Source organism: Roseibium sp. QJM3NY_11 (assembly GCF_056173175.1).
In genome coordinates this window covers 3,279,889-3,299,553 of the sequence record NZ_CM149660.1, presented here as the reverse complement: position 1 = coordinate 3,299,553, position 19,665 = coordinate 3,279,889, and the positions used below count along the sequence as shown (strand labels likewise).

Here is a 19,665-nt window from a genome sequence, read left to right as displayed (position 1 = left end):
TCCGGAAAAACGGGCGCACCGCGACCGGTCCTCGACTGTGGTCTTGTTAAAGCCGGACAGGGTTGCCCGTGAATCCCAGGCGGCCGTTCCGCCGCCTGGGATGGGGAAACCGCGCTCTATTTAGACCCGGTCGAGTCCGTCATCATCTCCATGACCTGGTCGATGGAGAAGCTTGCCGGTTTCTGGCGTGGCGGGAATTCCTGGAATGTTTTCAGGAATTCGGCGACATAGGCCTGCGCCGGCACCAGGAAGAACACCCGGTCGATCATCCAGTCGTAGTAGGTGTTCGAGGTCACATGCGCGCGCTCATAGGGATCCCGGCGCAGGTTGGTGATCATCGGAACACGCAAGACCGTCCAGGGCTCGATCCAGGCCCGCAATGTGGCGTACTCTTTCTGCTCGAGGAAAATCGCCTTCCAGTCATCATAGCGCAGGGCCGTGAGTTCTCCTGTGTCCGCGAAATAGAAGATCTCCTTGCGCGGTCCTGCTTCCTCTTCACCCAGAAGATGCGGCAGGAAATTGTAGCCATCGAGATGGACCCTGTAGTCGCGGCCGATCGCCTGAACGCTGCCTTCCTTCAATTTCGCCTTGATGTCCGGATCGCCGGCGGCCGCAAGATAGGTCGGCAGCCAGTCCATGTGGTGCATGATTTCGTTCGAGATCGAACCCGACTCGATCTTGCCCGGCCAGCGAACCATCGACGGGACACGCCAGCCGCCTTCCCAGTTGGTGTTCTTTTCACCGAAGAACGGAGAAGTGGCCGCATCGGGCCACGTGTTCATGTGCGGGCCGTTGTCGGTCGAATAATGAACGATGGTGTTGTCCGCAATGCCAAGCTCGTCCAGCACTGCAAGCAGTTGTCCGACATGACCGTCATGCTCAAGCATGGCGTCGCTGTATTCGTCCTGGCCGGAAATGCCGCGGATCTCGTCCTTGATGTGGGTCCTGAAGTGCATCCTTGTGCCGTTCCACCACACGTAAAACGGCTTGCCCTGATCGTTGGCCCGGCGAATGAAATCGATCGCCGCCGTGACTGTCTCGTCGTCGACCGTTTCCATACGCTTTTTCGTCAGCGGACCGGTATCTTCAATGGCACCGTCGGCAGAAGACTTGATCACGCCGCGCGGCCCGTAACGCTCGCGAAACGCTGGATCTTTCGGGTAATCCGGGTTTTCCGGCTCTTCCTCGGCGTTCAGGTGATAAAGATTGCCGAAGAACTCATCGAAGCCGTGATTGGTTGGCAGCATGGAGTCCTGGTCACCCAGATGGTTCTTGCCGAACTGACCGGTCATGTAACCATGTGGCTTCAGGAGGCCGGCAATGGTCGGGTCCTCGACCTGCATGCCAAGGTCCGCGCCCGGCAGGCCGACCTTGGACAGGCCCGTCCGGAAAACGCTCTGGCCCATGATGTAGGAAGACCGGCCGGCGGTGCAGGACTGTTCGCCGTAATAGTCGGTGAACATCATGCCTTCCTTGGCGATCCGGTCGATGTTTTCCGTGCGGTATCCCATCAGGCCGAAGGTGTAGGCGGAGATATTCGACTGGCCGACATCGTCACCCCAGATGACAAGTATGTTCGGTTTTTCATCCTGTTGCGCGAATGAAGGCGTCGCAATTGCCAGTAGCAATGCCCCCGCAGCAAAGGCAGACAATCTGCCGGCACGCAATCTCATTCCCGTAAACATGATATATTCCTCCACTAGGCCAAGATGAAATATACATCTATTGCGACACATTCTATTGACAATGGTCAAGCCTGTTGAAAATTACCATTCAATCACGCATGATTTTTTTGAAAAAATCGAACTATAAGTATGTTTCTTTACAAGAGGTAATCTTTGGTCGGTGGCTTTTGTAAAGTCTATCTTTGCGAAAGCTGATTTCTAAGCCTCAATAAAATCGCGTTATCAGGAATATTTTGCAGTGCTCTTTGAAGGGCAACTGTCGCGCCCGCCAAATCGCCAACTGCCATATGCAACCGGACCTGCATGATCCAGCCCTCGGCAAGTTGCCTGTCGAGGCTGGTCGCTTCCTGAAACGCGCGGATCGCAGCTTTTGAATTCCGCAACGCCAGGGCGGTTCCGCCGAGTGCCATGTGAGTTTCGGGAAAATCCAGTCTGGCGGCAAGACTTTCCTGCCATTCTCGCTGTGCCGACCGGGCGGCCGAGCGGTCCTGTTCGGACGGCATCCCGAGGGGAATCCGGAGCAATTGGCGCGCCGCCGCAATACGGACGGATCTGGCCGTGTCCTCCAGGGCGTCGATCAGAGTGGCACCGTCATCTTGCCCCATACCCAGGAACGGCACCGCGGCAGCGCGAACAAGAGGGTCGGGATCGCTCAGAAGGGCTACAGCCAGAACGCGTTGGTCCTCTGCCACGCGGTTTTCAAGCAGGCTGAGAGCGGAGGCCCGAACGATCCCCGGGAATTCCGTGTGTCGGGCTATGTCCAGCAGGTCAGCGCCCAGTTCGCTCGTGCCGGCTCTGGCGGCGGCGAAGACCTCCGCAAAATGCGCTCCCCTGTGACGGCTGTCGGGATACCGCTGTACCAGGGCTTCCGTGGCCCAGGCAGCCGTCTTGTCCGTATGGCAATCGGTGCAGGCATTCGGCGTGCCGATCTTCACGCTGAGATCGGGACGGGGCACACGGAACGAATGATCCCGGCGGCCGTCAATGCCCATGTAGGTCCGCTCGATCATGTGACAGGAGACACAAGCGGCGCCGTCACTGTCTGTTTCATGAAAATGATGCGCCGGGTCATCGTAGGGCTTCAAGGCCAGCGAGGGAAACGGCGGGTTGCCTGAAGGGGAGTGACACTGCGTGCAAACGGCATTGCCTTCGGCTTTCAGGCGCACGCTATGCGGATCATGACAATCCGAACAACGGACCCCTTTTGCGAACATCTTCGACTGCAGGAAAGACCCGTGGACATAGACCTCGTCCTGGATCTGGCCGTCCGGGTGATACAGCTCCGCGCGCAGCAAGGCGAGCCGGTAGCTGTCGTGAAACGGCGTGCCGGGGGTGGGGTTCCCATCCTCGAAAGCTTCCCGCCTCGAATGACAGCCGGCGCATTGCTCTATTTCGATCGTGGCCGGTGTCCCCCTGAAACTCAGCAGAAGCCCTTTGGCGTCTGTCCCGGGAAAGGGGCTCCGAAATCCGCTGCCGCCTTCGGCCGCCCATGCGACATGAGCTTCGCCCGGGCCATGGCAGGCCTCGCAGCCGACACCCGTTTCTTCCTGCGTGCTTTCATACCGACGGATACGGGCATCGTAATTCTTGCGAAAACCCGTTGCATGGCAATCCGCACAGCGCGCGTTCCAGGTCTTGTAAGGTCCCGTCCAGTGGAAGCCGTCATCGGGAGGAAGAACCTGATCCGGATAAAGGTGGTACCAGGTCTTTTTCTCCTGATCCCAGACCACGTCGAAGGATTGCAGCCTGCCGGGTTCGGTTTCCACGAGATACTGCTGCAGCGGTGCAATCCCGGCGATGCCCTTGACTTCCAGCACCTTCGGCCCGCCGGTGATATCCGCGGTTTCGATGAGGTAACGGTCGCCGTCCCGGAAAAAACGGGTGGTTCGGCCGCGGTGCTCAAAAACCGCGTCATTGAAGTCGCCATCGACAGTCTGGTCGGTCACCGGCAGCCAGGCGTCTGCATGATGACTGGACTGCCAGGACCTGAGAGCGTCCGAATGGCAGCTTCCACAGGAACCGGACCCGACATAAGACGGCACGGTCTCGGCAGCGGCGGCCGCGTTCACAGCGCAGCCGAACGCAAAAAACGCCCACAGACCAAGTCCCAGCCAGTTCATTGCACCTCCCGCGCGCCCGGTCATCCTGGCGTCTACGTCCAATCCGGACTTCAGAACACGATACCTGCGTCTTCCGGCGAAGAAACTATCTTTGATTTTTCAATGCTTCCAATTCGGCGCGCAAGATTGCAATTTCCCGGTACGGGCCTTCGGTTTCCGATGCGGCCGGATCGTTTGAAACAGTGTCCGTCGCGGTGTCGTCAGTCAGGCCGTTTGTCCGCAGCGTGTGTTCGAAGACAGCCCAGACCGTCATGAAAAGTCCTGCGATAACCGGGCCGACAACCAGTCCGACCGCGCCGAAGGACGCCAGGCCGCCGAATGTGCTGATGAGAACGAGAAGGTCCGGCATCCGCGTGTCGCGCCCGACAAGAATGGGCCGCAACAGATTGTCGACGGTGGTGACCACCATCCCGGTCCACACCGCAAGCCCGACGGCTGCGATCACGTGATCATTCGCCGCCAGAACGATCACGCCCGGAATGAGAACGAGCGTCGGCCCGATGCCGGGAATAACGGACAACACCGCCATGACGCAGCCCCAGAATGCCGCACCCGGAAGTCCGGCCACCCAGAAACCGATCCCGCCCAGAACACCCTGGGCAACACCGATCAGGAAGGTTCCCTTGATCGTCGCCCGGCTGATGGAAAGAACCCGGTCTCCAAGCTTTTCCTGCACGTCTCGTGGCAGTCCCGAATGAACCAGCATCTGCTGGAACATGTTGGTCGGCTGCGGCAGGAAAAAGACCATGGCGTAGAACATGATGAACAGGCTCAGAAAGAAGGAAGCCGTGCCCTTGGTCACATGGGACAACGCGGTAACGAAAAAATTGGCGATCTGACCGGCCGCTTCCCCGATCTTTTGCGTCACTGTTGCACCCAGACCTGCAAGATCCACGTCAAACGGGAGCCAGGCCGGCAATGCCTTGCCGAGGGCCTCCACATCGACGGTCTCGACCCATGCGGTGGTCGACTTGGCGACAGTGGTGGCTTGCTGGACACCCAGGACAACGATCGCCCCGAGCGGCAACAGCACACCAACCGACAGGCCGACAAGCGTCAGGCCGACCGCGAGGCCCTTGTGCCGACCGGTATGATCATAAATCCACCGATACATCGGAGCCGACATGGCGCTGAATATGGCTGCCAGAAACAGGGCGATCAGATAGTCGCCGATCAGTCCGAGAAAAACGGCGCCGGTCGCCAGCGCAATGAAGCCGATGACACCCATCTGGAATCGGGTTCTTTCGCCCTGTCTCTTGTCCTTAGTCACCTTGTCGCTCTCCATCGCCCACTTGCCCATTCTGCCATCAGTTCAGGAAAACCGATAGTTCGCCCTGTTGCTCCAACCTGCCGGTATTCCGGAACTTTTGCCTTTAAAGGTGGGGAACCTTACGGTACGCTCTCCCTTGAATGCGAAGGAAATCTCAATGCCGGGCGCCTCAGATCTCAAGACCGAGATTTCACAATTGAAAGCGGAAACCGACAGCAAGCGCCGATCCCGCAAGCCGCGGCCCAGGAAACCGCTCGACGAGACGGCGGCCGCGCCGGCGACGGAGGAGGCGGATCCGGTCGAACCTTCCGAACACCCCGAAATCAGCAAGCTCGCCGACAGATTGTCGGAACTGGTCGAAGAGGCCGGCGACGAAATCAAGGAGCGTCCGGTTACGGCGGTGCTTGGAGCTTTCGCTCTCGGCGTTGTTGTCGGCGCTCTTCTTCGAAGATAGGAGATCTTCATGGACAGTCTTGTGAGGACCATGCGGATTATCTGGCGCGCAGAGCTCCTGATCATCGAGGCAAAACTCAATGTGGCCACCAAACGCATCGGCTCGATGGCGTTTGCCGGCCTGATCTTCGTGTTTGGTCTCGGGATGCTCAATGTCGCTGGCTTTTTCGCGCTGGAAGAGGGCTGGGGTCCTGTCTACGCGGCTCTTGGAGTGGCGCTCGCAGATTTTCTGATCGCAACACTGCTTGTTGTCTGGGGCTCCCGTCTGAGCACCGGCCCCGAACTGGACCTTGCCCGCGAAGTCCGGGACGCCGGCCTGCTTGAACTCGAGGCCAAGGCCGAACACATCCAGGACGAGGTCGACGCAGTCCGGGAAGAACTGCTGACATTGAAAAAGAGCCTGCTGGCCTTTTCCCGAAATCCGCTGGACGGAACAATCAACGCTCTCCTGACACCGATCCTGACGTTGCTGATCAAATCCCTGACCAAGGGCAAAGGCTGATCGGGCATTTGCGGGGCGGCAACCGGCCGGAAGGTCTCTGTTGCCGCCTGGAAACCCTTCCGGGCGGCAATGGCTTGGACGAGGCTCGATGGCGCCCCCGCGGTTTCTGGCGTCAGGCGCCTTCGTCGACGGCTCTGGACAGCATGATCATCGACAGGCCCGTCGACAGGAAATTGATCCCCATGATCAATCCGAGCACGAAGAGAGACGTTCCGGGCAGCTTGCTGACGATAAGCAACCCCGCGCCAATGCTGATCAAGGCCGAAACCAGCATCCAGCCCCAGCCCTTGGCAGGCCTGAATTCGAAGGCCGCGAACAGCTGATAGGCACCTTCGAACACGAACACCAGTCCGACGGTTATGGTGAGGATGAGAATGCCTTCAAGCGGGTTTGAAACAAGAAAAACACCCGCGACCACAGTCACCAGACCCATCAGCAATGCGCCGAAGAAGGGGCCGGTCCCCTTGATCGAAAACGAATGCCAGATGCCGAGAACCCCGGCAAACAGAAACAGAAAGCCGACCATGTAGTTCGTGGTCACGGTTGCCGCGAACGGGAAAATGATGGCGACCGCCCCCACGACAGCCATGAGGATCCCGATCCACATGACGCTCGATCTGTTGTCCTTGAGGGCCTGTTTGAAACTGGCTGGGAGATTTGTCGATGTATCGGTCATGGTTTTCTCCTGATCTGGTTCGGACTGTGTCTGTGGCATCCTTTCGTACCTGAACTTCCAGATCCCGGCTATCCGTCCGGGAGGACATAGTTGAAATAGCTGTAGAACCGGATCGCGGCTCGCCGGAACATCAACGTCTGCTGAATGCCCTGGCTGGACCAGATCGCCACCGCGCCCGAGGCTCCCGGGGGCAATTCACGCGCCGTTGCCTCGGTGTCGAATTCGAACTGGACGAGGAACCTTGCACGCGGCACACCTGCATCGGTGAGCGTCGGAACCGCAGTATTCGCAGCGATGATGCCCCTGCCGCTGCCGCTGGCCTCCGTGTTCTGCGTCCCCAGAGACACAAACGGTGACCGCCCGATAAAGGCCTGTGCATGGACCCGGAGTGCGGACAGGCACTTTTGAGCGGTCATGTCGTGCGTCAGACTGAACAGATTTCGAAGAGTTTGTTCATCTGTGAAGAAAATGACGAGGTGTTCTTGCGAGTCTCAAGCGCGTAAGGTCATGCAGGGAATGCCGGTGGAGGGGTCGACATGATGAAAACGGGACTGAAGAAGCGAGCGCTGCTCATCGCCACCATGGCTGGTGCGGCGGCATGGCCCGCGGAAACGGTTTTGGCCGCGGAAGACCAGCGCAATCAGGTCAACGTGCGGGTCGACCGGGCCTGGCAGTTCATCGTTGCACCCTATTTTGTCGGCGCGAACATCACCGGCACCAGCCAGGTGGGACGTCTGCCCAGTACGGACGTCGATGTCAGCACGGGCGACATCCTCGAAAACCTTCATTTTGGCGGCATGATCCACGCCGAGGCGCTTTACGACCAGACCTTCGGCGCGTTCATCGACATCGCCTACATGAAACTCGGCAATGCCCAGGATATCTTGCGCACGGGTGGGCGGGCGCGCGTGGGCGTCAGCCAGTTGATTGTCGAAACCATGCTGACCTATCGGGCCTACAGCTCCGGCAACGGCTTCATCGATATCTATGCCGGCGGCCGGTACTGGGACATTTCAATGGATCTCAATGTTACCGGCTCGATTGCCGGGAATTTCACCACCACCCGGGGCGACAACTGGTGGGATCCGGTAATCGGGCTGCGCGGGTCGCACGACCTGACCGACAAATGGTCGTTGAACGCCCGCGCCGATATCGGCGGCTTCGGTCTGGCCTCTGATTTCACCTGGAATGTCCAGGGCGGGGCAGGGTACCGTTTCAGCAACGTCTGGGCGGCGCACCTGCAATACAAGGTCTTGAGCGTCGATTATGACAATGGCCGGAGCGGAACATCCAGCTTTGCCTACGATGCCATCACCCACGGCCCGGTTCTGGGTGTTTCAGCGACGTTTTGAACCCTGCCGAGGCCATTGCCCGAGGTCCTTGAACGGGCTGACCACCCGGGAGCGGACCGGTCACGGGAATTTGGCGTCTTTGGCCATGATACAAGGCATGGAGCATAGAAGACGCACGTGGGGTCTTTCTGGAGATGCCCTCATGCCGAACACTGCAGGGGCGCCTCTTCGGCAGGGCTGGAGATTTTCCGTTTCTCGTGTGTCAGGGCCAGTCGGCGAATTCACCCAACGCGGCGTCTTGCTGGCTGGTTCGCTCGGCATGCGCCATTGTGCGAAACTGATAGGGCGACACCTGCATCGCGCGCTTGAAGAAATGCGAAAACCGGGTCGGGTCGTTGAAACCCAGACGCTGCGAGATCGAATGAATGCTTTCGTCCGATTGCCTCAACCAGGTGGTCGCATCCAGAAGGATCCTTTGGTGAACCAGGGACAGCGGTGTCCGGTTCAAATTGCGTTGGCAGATGTCATGCAGCCGGTCGTAGCTTAAATTCAGATCCTGACAATAGTCGTTCACCTTCCTGCGGGACCGGTAGCCCAGTTCGACCAGTTGGCGAAACCGATGCAGGATATGAATGTCATTGGTGCCTTCGACCAGTTCGTCGCCGATGAGCATCCGGCTTGCCGCGATCAGCAACAGTCGAAACAACGCGGCCGCCGCCGCCTGGGAGCGTTTGGCCGGGTCGGCCAGTTCATCTGCCAGCAGGGGCAAAAGCGGCAGAATGCTCCGGTCGACCACGTCGCGGTTCCCCGGTGTAAGCGTCATTCGACCCAGCACCATGTTGAGCATCAGGCTCTCCGTGCCGCTGCCGACGATCAGTGGCTGCAGCGGCCGCGCAAAGCCGACCAGCCATGCGCGGGTTCCAGCCGGAACGCGGATCTGAGCGGGCTGGCCATGCGGCAGGATCAGGACCGCATGGCTTTCAATCTCGACCTCTGCATCTTCGCTGAGGACGTCCGCGCGTCCGCGCGCCACGATCGCGAACAAATTGAAATCCGCAAAACTGCCCGCACCTGCGGAAAACGTGCGGGGCCGAAGCCCCGACTGGATGCTTTCGAACCTGATCAGCGAAACCAGCGCGCTGTCTTGAGCCACCATGTCGTCAAAACTTCCCAGAAAACAACATTACATATCCATTTTACATCATGTCATGTTCGAAGAAAACGTGTGAGGCTTTCCTGCGCTTTGAGGAAAGCGTTGGGAGGACATCTTGGAAAACACCCCGAAACCGACTCGTTCAGAGCAGGTTCCGATCACAGATGATGGACAGGCATCCCCGGTCCTGGTGGGACTGTTCATCAATGGCGAACAGGTTCCCGCGGAAACGCGCGGCAGCTTCGAGCGCCTGGATCCGACAACCAGTCTGGTCGCGTCCCGCGCCGCCAGCGGACGTGCGGCGGATGCTGAACACATGGCGGCAGTCGCCGCCGAGAATTTTTCCGGCTGGGCTGCGCTGTCCGGACAGGAACGTGCCGCCGTCCTGCTGCGAGCAAGATCCCTGCTGCCGGCATATGCCGAAAGAATCTCTTCCCGCATGACTTCCGAGATGGGCGCGACAGCGGACTGGATCGCGTTCAATCTGACAGTCGCGACCGACGTCCTGACTGCAACCGCCGAACTTGCGGAGAAATTCAATTCCGACCTGCCGGCGCTCGGCGAAACAGCATCTATAATTGTGCGTCAACCAGTGGGTGTTTGCCTGGCGATTGCGCCCTGGAATGCGCCGATTGCGCTCGGCATGCGTTCGATTGCCTTTCCGCTTGCATTCGGCAATTCGGTGATCTTCAAGGCATCCGAACTGTGCCCGGCAACCCATATGTTGCTGGCCGAACTTCTTCATGAGGCGGGCGTGCCCGCCGGTGTGCTCAGTGTGATGACCAATGCACCCGAGCATTCCGAAGAGGTGGTTGAGACCCTGATCGCCCATTCGGCGGTGCGTCGGATCAATTTCACCGGGTCCACCCGGGTCGGCCGGATCGTGGCGGGTATCGCTTCGGGACATCTCAAGCGGTGCCTGCTGGAACTGGGCGGCAAATCGCCGTTTGTTGTCCTGGCCGACGCGGATCTGGAAGCCGCCGTCGAGGCGACGGTGTTCGGTGCCTATCTGAACAACGGCCAGATCTGCATGGCCACCGACCGGATCATCGTGGAAGACGTGGTGGCCGACGCCTTCGTCGCAGCCCTTGCGGAGCGGACCCGCCTGCTGGTTGCCGGAGACCCGCGCCAGCCGGGCATCCGGCTCGGCCCACTGGGCACGCCCGGAATTGCGACCCGCCTGTCCGCCCTCATTTCCGATGCACTGGAAAAGGGCGCGCGCCTTGTGACCGGCGGGCCTGCGCACGGGCCATTCATGGACGCCACCATTGTCGATCACGTTTCGCCGATGATGCGGCTTTATGCCGAGGAATGCTTTGGCCCCCTGGTCGGGATCTACCGCGTGGGATCCGCGGACGAGGCCGTCACCGTTGCCAATGACTGTGAATACGGCCTGTCCTCGGCAGTGTTCAGCGCCGACCTCGACAAGGCGGCCGCCATAGCTGCTCAGCTTGAGACCGGAATTTGCCATATCAACGGCCCGACGGTGGCCGATGAGCCGTCGATGCCGTTCGGCGGCATGAAGTCCAGCGGTTATGGCCGGTTTGGAGGCGTTTCCTGCCTCGACGAATTTACCGAAGTCCGCTGGATCACAACGTCGGGCCGCACTGCCCGCTGACACAACAAACAAGAACCACAACAACGACAGGGAGAGAGACCGTGAATACCATTTTATCCAGAGCTGTCCTGAACCGCCGGAGGTTCGTCACGACGTCTGTCGCCGCCGGAACAATCGTTCTGGCAGGCGCCAATGGCGCGCTGGCGCAGAAAGCCGACACGATCCGTATCGGCTTCGTCAGCCCGCGCACCGGACCGCTTGCCGGCTTCGGCAAGACCGACGGCTATGTGCTCGACCGGGCACGCGAGGCACTCGCCAATGGACTTGAGATTGGCGGCAAGACCTATGCGGTGGAAATCCTCGACCGGGACACCCAGTCGGACCCCGCGCGCGCGGCACAACTTGCCAAGGACCTGATCAACGAGAACATCGATCTGATGCTCGCCATTTCCACGCCCGAGGTCATCAATCCGGTGGCCGATGCCTGCGAAGCCGCCGGCGTGCCGTGCCTGTCCACGGTGATGCCCTGGGAGGCCTGGTATTTCGGTCGCGGAGCCAAACCCGGCGAACCGTCGCCTTTCAAGTGGACCTACCACTTCGGTTTCGGCGTCGGCGAATTTCTGAAGACCTATCTGTCGCAGTGGGGATTGATCGAGACCAACAAGAAAGTTGGTGTCATGTACCCCAACGACGCCGACGGCAACGCGGTCCGAGCCGTTCTGGCGCCGCAACTGGAAGCCGGCGGGTACACCATTGTCGACCCCGGCGCCTATGAGACCGGCACCACCGACTATTCCACCCAGATCGCGCTGTTCAAGGACGAGGGTGTCGAGATCATCAACACCTTTCCGATCCCGCCGGATTTCGCGGCGTTCTGGCGACAGGCGGCCCAACAGGGACTGACCTCGCAAATCAAGATCATCCAGACCGCCAAGACCGGCCTGTTTCCCGCAGATATCGAGGCACTCGGCTCCCTTGGTCTCAATATCTCTTCGGCGGCCTATTGGCACCGTGATTTTCCCTACACATCTCCGCTGACCGGTCTGAACGGACAGCAACTCAGCGATGGCTGGGAAGCGGAAAGCGGCGAGCAATGGACCCAGCAACTGGGCGCGACCCTGTCGTTGCTGGACGCGGGGGTCGAGGCGCTCAAGGCCTCGGCGGATCCCACGTCCCGCACAGCCATCCGCGACGCGATTGCCGTTTTGAACGTGGAAACCATCTCCGGCAAAGTGGACTTCACGTCGGGTCCGGTGCCCAATGTGTCGCCGGGGCCGATCATCGGCACTCAGTGGATTCAGTCGGAGAATGGAGATTATCCGCTCGATTATGTCGTGACTGAAAACGCAACCGATCCCAACGTCCCGGTAGCAGCCAAGCTGCTGCCCTACAAGCGCTAGGCAGGGGCGAACGGCATGGCCCACAACGTCCACCTCAGCGCGACCGGAATCCACAAGTCCTTTGGCGCTGTCTCGGTTCTGAACGGCATCGATTTCTCGGTGCGGTCGGACGAGGCGGTCGGTGTCGTGGGTCCGAACGGGGCCGGTAAATCCACGTTGCTTGCGGTGCTTTCCGGAGCACTTGCACCAACCAGCGGCAATATCCGCATGAACGACGCGGATATCGGCGAGCTGCCGGCACGGGAACGGGCAAAACGGGGTCTGGTGCGCACACACCAGATCCCCAAGCCGTTCCTGGGAATAACCGTGTTTGAAAACGTGCTCGTTGCCGCCACTCACGCAGGCGGCGCCAGCCACTCCGATGCCTACGACCTGGCGCTCGATGCCCTTGATATCTGCGGCATGATGCCGGTCGCCAACCGGTCCGCCGAAAACGTCGGACTTCTGGACCGCAAACGTCTGGAGCTGGCCAGGGCACTGGCGACGCGACCCAGACTGCTGCTGCTCGACGAGATCGGCGGCGGCTTGACCGATGCCGAAGCTTCCGAACTGGTCGAGACGATCCTCCAGCTGCGCGCGCGCGGGATCGGCATCGTCTGGATCGAGCACATTGTCCATATTCTTGTACAGGTTGCCGAGCGGCTCGTCTGCATGGATGCGGGCCGCATCATTGCCGAAGGCGCACCGGACGCGGTCATGAGCGACGCCGACGTGATGAAGGCCTACCTTGGGGGGGCGCCGGCATGAGCATTCTATCCGTGAAGGATCTCAACGTCCGCTATGGGCAGTTCCGGGCCGTGCGGGGTGTCAGCTTTGACATTGCAAGGGGCGAAGTCCTTGCCCTGGTCGGGGCCAATGGTGCCGGCAAGACCACCTTGCTGCGCGCGCTCGCCGGAGCCAACCCCGTGTACGCCGGATCTGTTCACCTCAACGGTACCGACATCACCCGGATGCCCTCCCATCGGCGTGTCGCGGCCGGACTGGCACTGGTTCCCGAGGGACGCCGCCTGTTTCTCGACATGACCATCGAGGAGAACCTGTCACTGGGCCGGACCGCCGGCCGTGACGGCGAGTGGGACATCGACCGGGTGCTCGAGACATTCCCCAATCTGGTGAAACGCCGTCTCGCCTTGACCGGCACCATGTCGGGAGGGGAACAGCAGGCCACCGCCATTGGCCGCGCATTGATGTCCAATCCGGACATTCTGATTCTCGATGAGGTCAGTCTGGGCCTGTCGCCGCTGGTGGTCGATCAGGTTTATGCGTCCCTGGATGGATTGTTGAAAACCGGCACCACCATCATTCTCGTCGAGCAGGACCTGACCCGGGCCATGACGGTCGCCGACCGCGTCATTTGTATGCTCGAAGGCAGGGTCCAGCTGGACAGCGCGATGACGAACACCAGTCGAGACGCCATCACCGATGCCTATTTCGGCAACTCCCGCCGAAAGGAAGGACTTTCCGCATGATCAATATCCTGCTCCAGTCCGTGCTGCTCGGTGGCTATTACGCCCTGATCGCCTGCGGTCTGGCATTCATGTTCCAGGTGATGAAAATCATCAATCTCGCCCACGGATCCCTCGCGGTCGTGAGCGCCTATATGGTCTGGTCTCTGGCTGAAACCACCGGTGTGTCTCCGTTCCTGACACTCCTGGCCGTGATCCCGGTCATGGGATTGGCCGGCTGGTTGTTGCAACGCGCGATGCTTGAACGCGCTGTCCGCGGCGGCGACCTGTTGCCGGTGCTGACCACCTTCGGCCTGGCAATCGTGCTGGACAACCTGATGTTCCAGCAGTTCGGCGCCAACACCAGGTCGCTGGCCCCCTATGTCGGCGACCTGAGCTGGGAGGCCTTTGAACTTCCCGGCAACATCTATGTCGGCAAGTTGCCCGTCTACATTCTCGTGAGTGCCATAGCCATTATTGGCGCCCTCGACCTGATGCTCAAGCGAACCGCGCTTGGCCGCCAGATCCGCGCCACTGCCGCCGATCCGGTGACCGCCGGGCTGGTCGGTATCAATGCGCGCCGCGCGGCAGGCATCGCCGCCGCCATCGCCACCATGACGGTCGCCGTTTCCGGAGCCGCCCTGGGATTGCGCGGCACCTTCGACGCCTATGCCGGCAGCCCCCAGTTGTTGTTCGCATTCGAGGCGACGATCATAGGGGGCACCCGCTCGCTGTGGGGCGTGCTCGCCGGCGCCATCGTTCTGGCGATTGCGCAATCGCTGGGTGCACAGATTCATCCGCAGGGATTTCTGCTCGGCGGCCATCTGGCGTTTCTGGTGGTGCTGTTTCTGCGCCTGGCAAGCCACGGCAGGCCTTTGTCGCTTGCCGCATTGATCTCGATCGTCACACCGAAGGGGGCGGCACGATGACCATCCAACGCTGGACACCTCTGGCGCGGGCCTCTTTCGTCATCGCGGCGCTTCTCCTCGCCCTGCTGGTCGTCATGCCTGCGTTTGCGTCCGTCGGTGCCATGCAGCGTCTGACCGTGCTTTTCATCTACATCATCATGGCGGCGATGTGGAACGCGCTCGCGGGCTACGGCGGTCTCGTTTCAATCGGCAACCAGCTGTTCTTCGGCCTCGGGGCCTACCTGACCATTCGCGTGGCCAATGCCGGGATCGACCCGTTCGCGGCCTTGTTGGTGGCCGCAGTGATGGTGGCGGCGATTTCCTGGGTGCTGTCGCAATTCATGCTGCACCTGAGAGGCGGTGAATTCGCCATCGGCATGTGGGTTCTCGCCTCCATAGCGCATCTGTGCGTCAATCTCGATCCCCTGATCCAGGGCGAAACCGGCACCTCGTTGATATCACTCAACTCCTACGACATGGACCTGCGCCGGTATTACATCTACTGGGTGGCGCTCAGTGCCATGGTTGTATTGCTCGGCCTGCTGTTTGCCGTGTTGCGCACACCGACAGGGCTGGCAATGCAGGCAATCCGGGACGACGAGGAAGCCGCCGAGTCCCTCGGCGTCAACCCGATGCGCAACAAGCGGCTGTTCTTCGTGCTGGCGGGCTTCGGAACCGCCATCGCGGGCGCGCTCTGGCTGGCTCAGGTTCAGTCGTTCCAGCCCAAGACCTATTTCTCGGTGCAATGGACTGCCTACATGATCTTCATGGTGCTCGTCGGAGGCCTGGGCCGGTTCGAAGGGGCCATCCTCGGGGCGCTGATCTTCTTCGCAGTGGAAACCTGGTTCGCCGATACGGGCGTCTGGTACCTGATCGGGCTTGGCGCGACGGCCATGCTGTTCTCGCTGTTTCTGCCCAAGGGCCTCTGGGGGGCCATTGCCTCACGGTCCGGTGTCAGCGTGATGCCGCTGGGATATCGCGTCAGGACATTGCCGGACCCCGGTTCACCAAGGGACGTAACCCGCTCAACGGAATGAAAGGACAAACGTCATGCTTTTCGGAAAGACCATCGTGGTCACAGGTGTTGCCAGCGGCATCGGTCGCAGAACCGCGGAACTTGCCGGGCAACTCGGCGCGGAGGTGATCGGCGTCGACCGGAGCAGACCGGACCGGACCACAGGCACATTCGTCGAGGGCGACCTGTCGACCGAGGCCGGCGTAAAGGCTCTCGCCAACGTTCTGCCCGGGCAACTCGACGGGCTGTGCAATGTGGCGGGCGTGTCGGGCAACACCGGCGCTGCCAACACCCTGGCCATCAACTTCTTCGGCCTTCGCCGCCTGACGGAAGCTCTGCTGCCGAAGATCCGCGAAGGCGGATCCGTGGTCAATGTGGCCTCGATCGCCGGCTTTGGCTGGCGGGAAAACCCGGGCAGGGCGGCGGCCATTGCACGGACCAGCGGGTTTCCCGATGCCGCGAGCATTGTGGCCGAGCATCAAATTCCCGATGAGGCCGGCTATCCCGTCTCGAAGGAAATCCTGCTGGTCTGGACCATGCTGGCGGCCCACCAGGATGCGTTCCGGGCCCGCGCAATTCGGGTCAATGCGGTTTCCCCCGGACCGGTCGAGACACCCATCCTGACCCAGTTCAGAGAGGTTCTGGGCGACGAAAGGGTCAATTCGGACGTGGACCGGGTCGGACGGGCAGGCACGCCGGGAGACATCGCACCTGCGATCCTGTTCCTGTGTTCGGACGCAGCGCGCTGGATCAACGGCCACAACCTGGCGACCGATGGCGGACTGGAAGCCGCGATTGTCGCCGAAACCCAGAATTTCTGACAGAGAGAACCGACATGACTGTACAATTCGTCATCAACAACACCGATACGGACGCCGCCGGCGGCAGGACATTCGACCGCCACGATCCGGTGACCAACAAGGTTGCAAGCACCGCCGCGGCAGCCTCCGCCGATGACGCGCGCATGGCGGCCCGGACGGCGGGTGCGGCGTTTCCGGCCTGGGCGGCAAAGGGCCCGGGCGAACGCCGTGCAGTGCTCAACAAGGCTGCCGATGTGATGGAGAACAAGCGCGACGCCTTCATTGCAGCCATGATCAGCGAGACCGGCGCGACCGGTCCCTGGGCCGGTTTCAATGTCATGCTCGCGGCGGGGATCATTCGCGAGGCGGCGGCACTGACCACCCAGGTCGGCGGCGAGGTCATTCCGGCCAACAAGCCCGGGACACTGGCCATGGGCGTTGCCCGCCCCAAGGGCGTCTGTCTTGGCATCGCCCCTTGGAACGCGCCGGTCATTCTGGGGACCCGCGCCGTAGCCACGCCGCTGGCATGCGGCAATACGGTGATTTTCAAGGGCGCTGAACTCTGTCCGCTGACCCATCGCCTGATCGTCGACTGTTTCGTCGAAGCCGGCCTGCCGGAAGGCGTTCTGACGTATATCTCGAACGCACCCGCCGATGCCGCCGAGGTGGTCAAGGCCCTGATCGAAGCGCCCGAGGTCAAGCATGTCAACTTCACCGGCTCGTCGGCGGTGGGCCGCATCATCGGTGGCCTTGCCGGCCAGAACCTCAAGCCGGCCCTGTTGGAACTGGGGGGCAAGGCGCCACTGGTGGTTCTTTCGGATGCCGATATAGACGGTGCGGTGAACGCGGCGATTTTCGGGGCTTTCATGAACCAGGGCCAGATCTGCATGTCCACCGAGCGGATCATCGTTGATGACAGCATTGCCGACGATTTTGTCGAAAAGCTCGCGGCGCGCGCCGCCGGTCTGCCATTCGGAAATCCGCGCGATCAGGTTGTGCTCGGTTCGCTGGTCACTGCTGAGGCGGCTGAGAAGATGGACGCCCTGATTGCGGATGCGACCGCGAAAGGCGCGAAGGTCGTTGCCGGCGGCACCCGCGATGGCGCGATGCATTCGGCAACCCTGCTCGATGGTGTCACGGATGCCATGCGGATCTATGCCGAAGAGAGTTTCGGTCCGGTCAAGTCGATCATCCGTGTCAGCGGTGACGCCGCGGCCATCGCGTGCGCCAACGACACCGAATACGGCCTGTCGGCGGCGGTCTTCAGCCAGGACATTACCCGCGCCCTGTCCGCCGCCAACCAGATCAAGAGCGGCATCTGCCACATCAACGGCCCGACCGTGGCCGATGAGCCGCAGATGCCTTTCGGCGGCGTGGGAGATTCCGGTTATGGCCGGTTCGGCGGAAAGGCGGCGATCGCCGAATTCACCGACCTGCGCTGGATCACCATCGAGGACCCGAACCAGCACTATCCGTTCTGATCGGAACCTGCAGCCTCAGGGCCTGCCCAAGGCGCTCGCGAACAGTCGGGCGCCTTGCAGGGTTTGCGGTGCGCTGTGGAGGAAATGGTTTTCCTTCAGCTCAATGACGATGGCAGTGCCTTCCTGGACGGTCAGGCCGGCGGCGAGCCGGTCAAAGTCGATCTCTCCCATGCCGGGAGGGGCATGCATGTCGCCAACGCCGAAGAAAAGCCGTTCGCCTTCGTTGTCCCACTGGATCGTTGCCGGAATGCCGGTTGAATCGGAAAAATGAACATGCCCGACATGGGGCGCCAGGACCTTGACCTGATCGTACATGTCGAATCCCTGCAAAACGGCACCCTGCCGGGCATGACTGACATCGAGACAGGCAACCAGCGCCTTGTGGCCGACGGCCGCCAGCTGGGCCGCCAGGGCCGCCAGATCCAGCGCATAGGACGTTTCCGTCCCGCCGACGATCCGCCGGTTCGGGCTCATGTTTTCATAGGCGATCCTGACGCCGAGTTCGGCGGCCCGGTCGGCCAGCCCGGAAAGTGTGTCCTGTTCCTTGTTGAGGAGCGCACGCGCCTTGTCGGCCCAGAGCGCGGGATGGACACGTCCGGGATGAATGACGACGGTATCGGCCGCGCATTCGCTCGCAAGTTCAAGGCTTGCCCTTGCGGCCCGGATGTGGAGAACGAGATGCAGCTCGTCCATCAGGTTGACGGCGATCGGGGCGTGCAATGTGTAGCGGATCGCGTGTCTGGCAAGCACGGTCCGGAGTGCGACAAGCCGGTCCTCCAGGAACCGGCAGGCCGAGACAACATCGAGGCGCACGGCTGCCAGTTCACAGACGTCGCCCCCCAGTTCCACGATCGTGCCGATCCGGCGGTCCAAAGCAGCCAGATCGCCCTGGGTGCCGAACTGACCGGCATTGAAACCGGTGTGGGAAACGGGACCAGTCATTGCTGTTTCTCCGGGCGTTGCGCCACTTCCAGGGCTTCAGCCAACGGCAGTTCCGAGTTCCAGTACCGCGCGAAGGCTTTCGCCGAGGCGGCCACCTGGTCCTCAACCGCGCGGTAGCGCCCGCGCAGCTCGATCATGGCATAGGTTCCCGCCCGGAACTTCATTGCCGGCAACACCTCGTCCCAGGGAATGGTTCCCCAGCCCATGGGCAGATGCAGATCGCCGATGCCCATGGAAACCCTGGACCCTTCGTCCGCATGGGTTTTCAGGTCCGGGCGTCCGAAGTTGTCATGCAGATGGAGATGCCAGACCTCTTCGGAAAAGGCCGTCATGGCCTCCACGAAGTCGAAGTTTACCACCGGCGCGGACAGATAGGCGTGGCCGAAGTCGAGGCACCCGCCAATAGCCGGGTGGTCCGTCCTGCGCAACTGGTCCGCCAGACGCCGGGGATCGGCACCGGACACCACACGTTTGCCCGAAGGATCGGCAATCAGGTTTTCAACGGCGATCCGGACACCGGCATTGGCGGCAAGATCCCCGAGGCGCTTGAAGGCCTCCCGCTCGAGATCCAGCAGCTTGTCCGCGGAATCGAGCCACACATCCACCGGCGCATTTCCGGAGTGGATTACCATGGAAGTCATGCCGTAGCGGCGACAGAGGTCCACGGAGGCTTCCGCGACAGCCCACTGCATGTCGGCGCCCGGAAGATCCATGAAATTGATCGCGTGATCGGCATGCAGCACGTAGGACAGGGGATGCTTTTCCAGAACTGCCTGCACCGCCGAGGCGCGCTCTTCGATGATCCGGCCACCGACGATCACGTCGAGGCGGCGGGATGTGATCTCGACATGGCTCTGGTCATAGGTTTCATACTGACCCAGCAGGGCATCCAGCCCCGCCGCGTCTCCGGCCGCCAGGAAGTTGGTATTCAGGCCGGAGCCTCTGCAAATCTGGTTCGTCATGAA

General features: G+C 61.2%; 19 protein-coding genes. 11 read left to right on the top strand and 8 right to left on the bottom strand.

Features of this window, described 5'->3' with window-relative positions; genetic code table 11:
- Positions 1–116: 116 nt before the first annotated feature.
- The 3 genes from AC0VX3_RS15285 to AC0VX3_RS15275 form a co-directional block, all read right to left on the bottom strand.
- Positions 117–1,685: an arylsulfatase gene (locus AC0VX3_RS15285; RefSeq protein WP_475521228.1), complete on the bottom strand. Its 1,569-nt coding sequence runs from the start codon at positions 1,683–1,685 to the stop codon at positions 117–119.
- A gap of 176 nt (positions 1,686–1,861) precedes the next feature.
- Positions 1,862–3,805 carry a multiheme c-type cytochrome gene (locus tag AC0VX3_RS15280; RefSeq protein ID WP_475521227.1) on the bottom strand — a complete coding sequence of 648 codons (1,944 nt, stop codon included), beginning with the start codon at positions 3,803–3,805 and terminating at the stop codon, positions 1,862–1,864.
- 85 nt (positions 3,806–3,890) lie between these two features.
- Positions 3,891–5,075, bottom strand: a complete 1,185-nt coding sequence (locus AC0VX3_RS15275; RefSeq protein WP_475521226.1) for an AI-2E family transporter — start codon at positions 5,073–5,075, stop codon at positions 3,891–3,893.
- A 157-nt stretch (positions 5,076–5,232) separates the two neighbouring features.
- On the opposite strand from AC0VX3_RS15275, the gene AC0VX3_RS15270 reads away from it, so the two are divergent.
- Both AC0VX3_RS15270 and AC0VX3_RS15265 read left to right on the top strand, forming a co-directional pair.
- The gene (locus AC0VX3_RS15270; RefSeq protein WP_475521225.1) at positions 5,233–5,529 is read left to right on the top strand and encodes a hypothetical protein; all 297 of its coding nucleotides are present in this window, start codon (positions 5,233–5,235) and stop codon (positions 5,527–5,529) included.
- A 9-nt stretch (positions 5,530–5,538) separates the two neighbouring features.
- Positions 5,539–6,030 (top strand): phage holin family protein, encoded by a 492-nt coding sequence (locus AC0VX3_RS15265; protein WP_475521224.1) that lies wholly within the window; start codon positions 5,539–5,541, stop codon positions 6,028–6,030.
- Between the two features lie 112 nt (positions 6,031–6,142).
- Here AC0VX3_RS15265 and AC0VX3_RS15260 read toward each other — a convergent pair whose 3' ends face one another.
- Both AC0VX3_RS15260 and AC0VX3_RS15255 read right to left on the bottom strand, forming a co-directional pair.
- A complete protein-coding gene (locus AC0VX3_RS15260; RefSeq protein ID WP_348147564.1) occupies positions 6,143–6,706 on the bottom strand; it encodes an HdeD family acid-resistance protein in 564 nt (187 codons plus the stop codon).
- Positions 6,707–6,774: 68 nt separating this feature from the next.
- Positions 6,775–7,122, bottom strand: coding sequence for a hypothetical protein (locus AC0VX3_RS15255; protein ID WP_475521223.1), 348 nt, complete (start codon positions 7,120–7,122; stop codon positions 6,775–6,777).
- 120 nt (positions 7,123–7,242) lie between these two features.
- Here AC0VX3_RS15255 and AC0VX3_RS15250 point away from each other — a divergent pair, with 120 nt between their 5' ends.
- The gene (locus AC0VX3_RS15250) at positions 7,243–8,058 is read left to right on the top strand and encodes a hypothetical protein (protein ID WP_475521222.1); all 816 of its coding nucleotides are present in this window, start codon (positions 7,243–7,245) and stop codon (positions 8,056–8,058) included.
- Positions 8,059–8,260: 202 nt separating this feature from the next.
- Here AC0VX3_RS15250 and AC0VX3_RS15245 read toward each other — a convergent pair whose 3' ends face one another.
- Positions 8,261–9,154: a helix-turn-helix transcriptional regulator gene (locus AC0VX3_RS15245; RefSeq protein WP_475521221.1), complete on the bottom strand. Its 894-nt coding sequence runs from the start codon at positions 9,152–9,154 to the stop codon at positions 8,261–8,263.
- A 187-nt stretch (positions 9,155–9,341) separates the two neighbouring features.
- Between AC0VX3_RS15245 and AC0VX3_RS15240 the strand changes: the two genes are divergently transcribed.
- From AC0VX3_RS15240 to AC0VX3_RS15205, 8 genes are read left to right on the top strand one after another with little or no spacing between them, the layout of a single operon-like run.
- On the top strand, positions 9,342–10,769 hold the full coding sequence (locus tag AC0VX3_RS15240; RefSeq protein ID WP_475525187.1) for an aldehyde dehydrogenase: 1,428 nt from the start codon (positions 9,342–9,344) through the stop codon (positions 10,767–10,769).
- Positions 10,770–10,810: 41 nt separating this feature from the next.
- Positions 10,811–12,109: an ABC transporter substrate-binding protein gene (locus AC0VX3_RS15235; protein ID WP_475521220.1), complete on the top strand. Its 1,299-nt coding sequence runs from the start codon at positions 10,811–10,813 to the stop codon at positions 12,107–12,109.
- Positions 12,110–12,124: 15 nt separating this feature from the next.
- A complete protein-coding gene (locus tag AC0VX3_RS15230; RefSeq protein ID WP_475521219.1) occupies positions 12,125–12,856 on the top strand; it encodes an ABC transporter ATP-binding protein in 732 nt (243 codons plus the stop codon).
- Positions 12,853–13,578 carry an ABC transporter ATP-binding protein gene (locus AC0VX3_RS15225; RefSeq protein ID WP_475521218.1) on the top strand — a complete coding sequence of 242 codons (726 nt, stop codon included), beginning with the start codon at positions 12,853–12,855 and terminating at the stop codon, positions 13,576–13,578. The genes AC0VX3_RS15230 and AC0VX3_RS15225 overlap by 4 nt, the downstream gene beginning before the upstream one ends.
- Entirely contained in the window at positions 13,575–14,483 is a 909-nt protein-coding gene (locus AC0VX3_RS15220) for a branched-chain amino acid ABC transporter permease (RefSeq protein WP_475521217.1), read from the top strand. The genes AC0VX3_RS15225 and AC0VX3_RS15220 overlap by 4 nt, the downstream gene beginning before the upstream one ends.
- Entirely contained in the window at positions 14,480–15,499 is a 1,020-nt protein-coding gene (locus tag AC0VX3_RS15215) for a branched-chain amino acid ABC transporter permease (RefSeq protein WP_475521216.1), read from the top strand. The genes AC0VX3_RS15220 and AC0VX3_RS15215 overlap by 4 nt, the downstream gene beginning before the upstream one ends.
- Before the next feature lie 13 nt (positions 15,500–15,512).
- Positions 15,513–16,298: a coniferyl-alcohol dehydrogenase gene (locus AC0VX3_RS15210; RefSeq protein ID WP_475521215.1), complete on the top strand. Its 786-nt coding sequence runs from the start codon at positions 15,513–15,515 to the stop codon at positions 16,296–16,298.
- A gap of 14 nt (positions 16,299–16,312) precedes the next feature.
- Positions 16,313–17,758, top strand: coding sequence for an aldehyde dehydrogenase (locus tag AC0VX3_RS15205; protein ID WP_475521214.1), 1,446 nt, complete (start codon positions 16,313–16,315; stop codon positions 17,756–17,758).
- A 15-nt stretch (positions 17,759–17,773) separates the two neighbouring features.
- Here the strand turns inward: AC0VX3_RS15205 and AC0VX3_RS15200 are convergent, their stop codons facing one another.
- On the bottom strand, positions 17,774–18,700 hold the full coding sequence (locus AC0VX3_RS15200; protein WP_475521213.1) for a sugar phosphate isomerase/epimerase family protein: 927 nt from the start codon (positions 18,698–18,700) through the stop codon (positions 17,774–17,776).
- Positions 18,697–19,662, bottom strand: a complete 966-nt coding sequence (locus tag AC0VX3_RS15195) for a sugar phosphate isomerase/epimerase family protein (protein ID WP_475521212.1) — start codon at positions 19,660–19,662, stop codon at positions 18,697–18,699. The genes AC0VX3_RS15200 and AC0VX3_RS15195 overlap by 4 nt, the downstream gene beginning before the upstream one ends.
- Positions 19,663–19,665 lie beyond the last annotated feature (3 nt).

Bases quoted from the DNA above. Each gene is read 5' to 3' on its own strand.
- AC0VX3_RS15255 (WP_475521223.1), bottom strand. From the start codon at position 7,122: ATGACCGCTCAAAAGTGCCTGTCCGCACTCCGGGTCCATGCACAGGCC.
- AC0VX3_RS15285 (WP_475521228.1), bottom strand. From the start codon at position 1,685: ATGTTTACGGGAATGAGATTGCGTGCCGGCAGATTGTCTGCCTTTGCT.
- AC0VX3_RS15210 (WP_475521215.1), top strand. From the start codon at position 15,513: ATGCTTTTCGGAAAGACCATCGTGGTCACAGGTGTTGCCAGCGGCATC.
- AC0VX3_RS15260 (WP_348147564.1), bottom strand. From the start codon at position 6,706: ATGACCGATACATCGACAAATCTCCCAGCCAGTTTCAAACAGGCCCTC.
- AC0VX3_RS15200 (WP_475521213.1), bottom strand. From the start codon at position 18,700: ATGACTGGTCCCGTTTCCCACACCGGTTTCAATGCCGGTCAGTTCGGC.
- AC0VX3_RS15250 (WP_475521222.1), top strand. From the start codon at position 7,243: ATGATGAAAACGGGACTGAAGAAGCGAGCGCTGCTCATCGCCACCATG.
- AC0VX3_RS15265 (WP_475521224.1), top strand. From the start codon at position 5,539: ATGGACAGTCTTGTGAGGACCATGCGGATTATCTGGCGCGCAGAGCTC.
- AC0VX3_RS15195 (WP_475521212.1), bottom strand. From the start codon at position 19,662: ATGACGAACCAGATTTGCAGAGGCTCCGGCCTGAATACCAACTTCCTG.
- AC0VX3_RS15270 (WP_475521225.1), top strand. From the start codon at position 5,233: ATGCCGGGCGCCTCAGATCTCAAGACCGAGATTTCACAATTGAAAGCG.
- AC0VX3_RS15225 (WP_475521218.1), top strand. From the start codon at position 12,853: ATGAGCATTCTATCCGTGAAGGATCTCAACGTCCGCTATGGGCAGTTC.
- AC0VX3_RS15245 (WP_475521221.1), bottom strand. From the start codon at position 9,154: ATGGTGGCTCAAGACAGCGCGCTGGTTTCGCTGATCAGGTTCGAAAGC.
- AC0VX3_RS15215 (WP_475521216.1), top strand. From the start codon at position 14,480: ATGACCATCCAACGCTGGACACCTCTGGCGCGGGCCTCTTTCGTCATC.
- AC0VX3_RS15205 (WP_475521214.1), top strand. From the start codon at position 16,313: ATGACTGTACAATTCGTCATCAACAACACCGATACGGACGCCGCCGGC.
- AC0VX3_RS15230 (WP_475521219.1), top strand. From the start codon at position 12,125: ATGGCCCACAACGTCCACCTCAGCGCGACCGGAATCCACAAGTCCTTT.
- AC0VX3_RS15220 (WP_475521217.1), top strand. From the start codon at position 13,575: ATGATCAATATCCTGCTCCAGTCCGTGCTGCTCGGTGGCTATTACGCC.
- AC0VX3_RS15280 (WP_475521227.1), bottom strand. From the start codon at position 3,805: ATGAACTGGCTGGGACTTGGTCTGTGGGCGTTTTTTGCGTTCGGCTGC.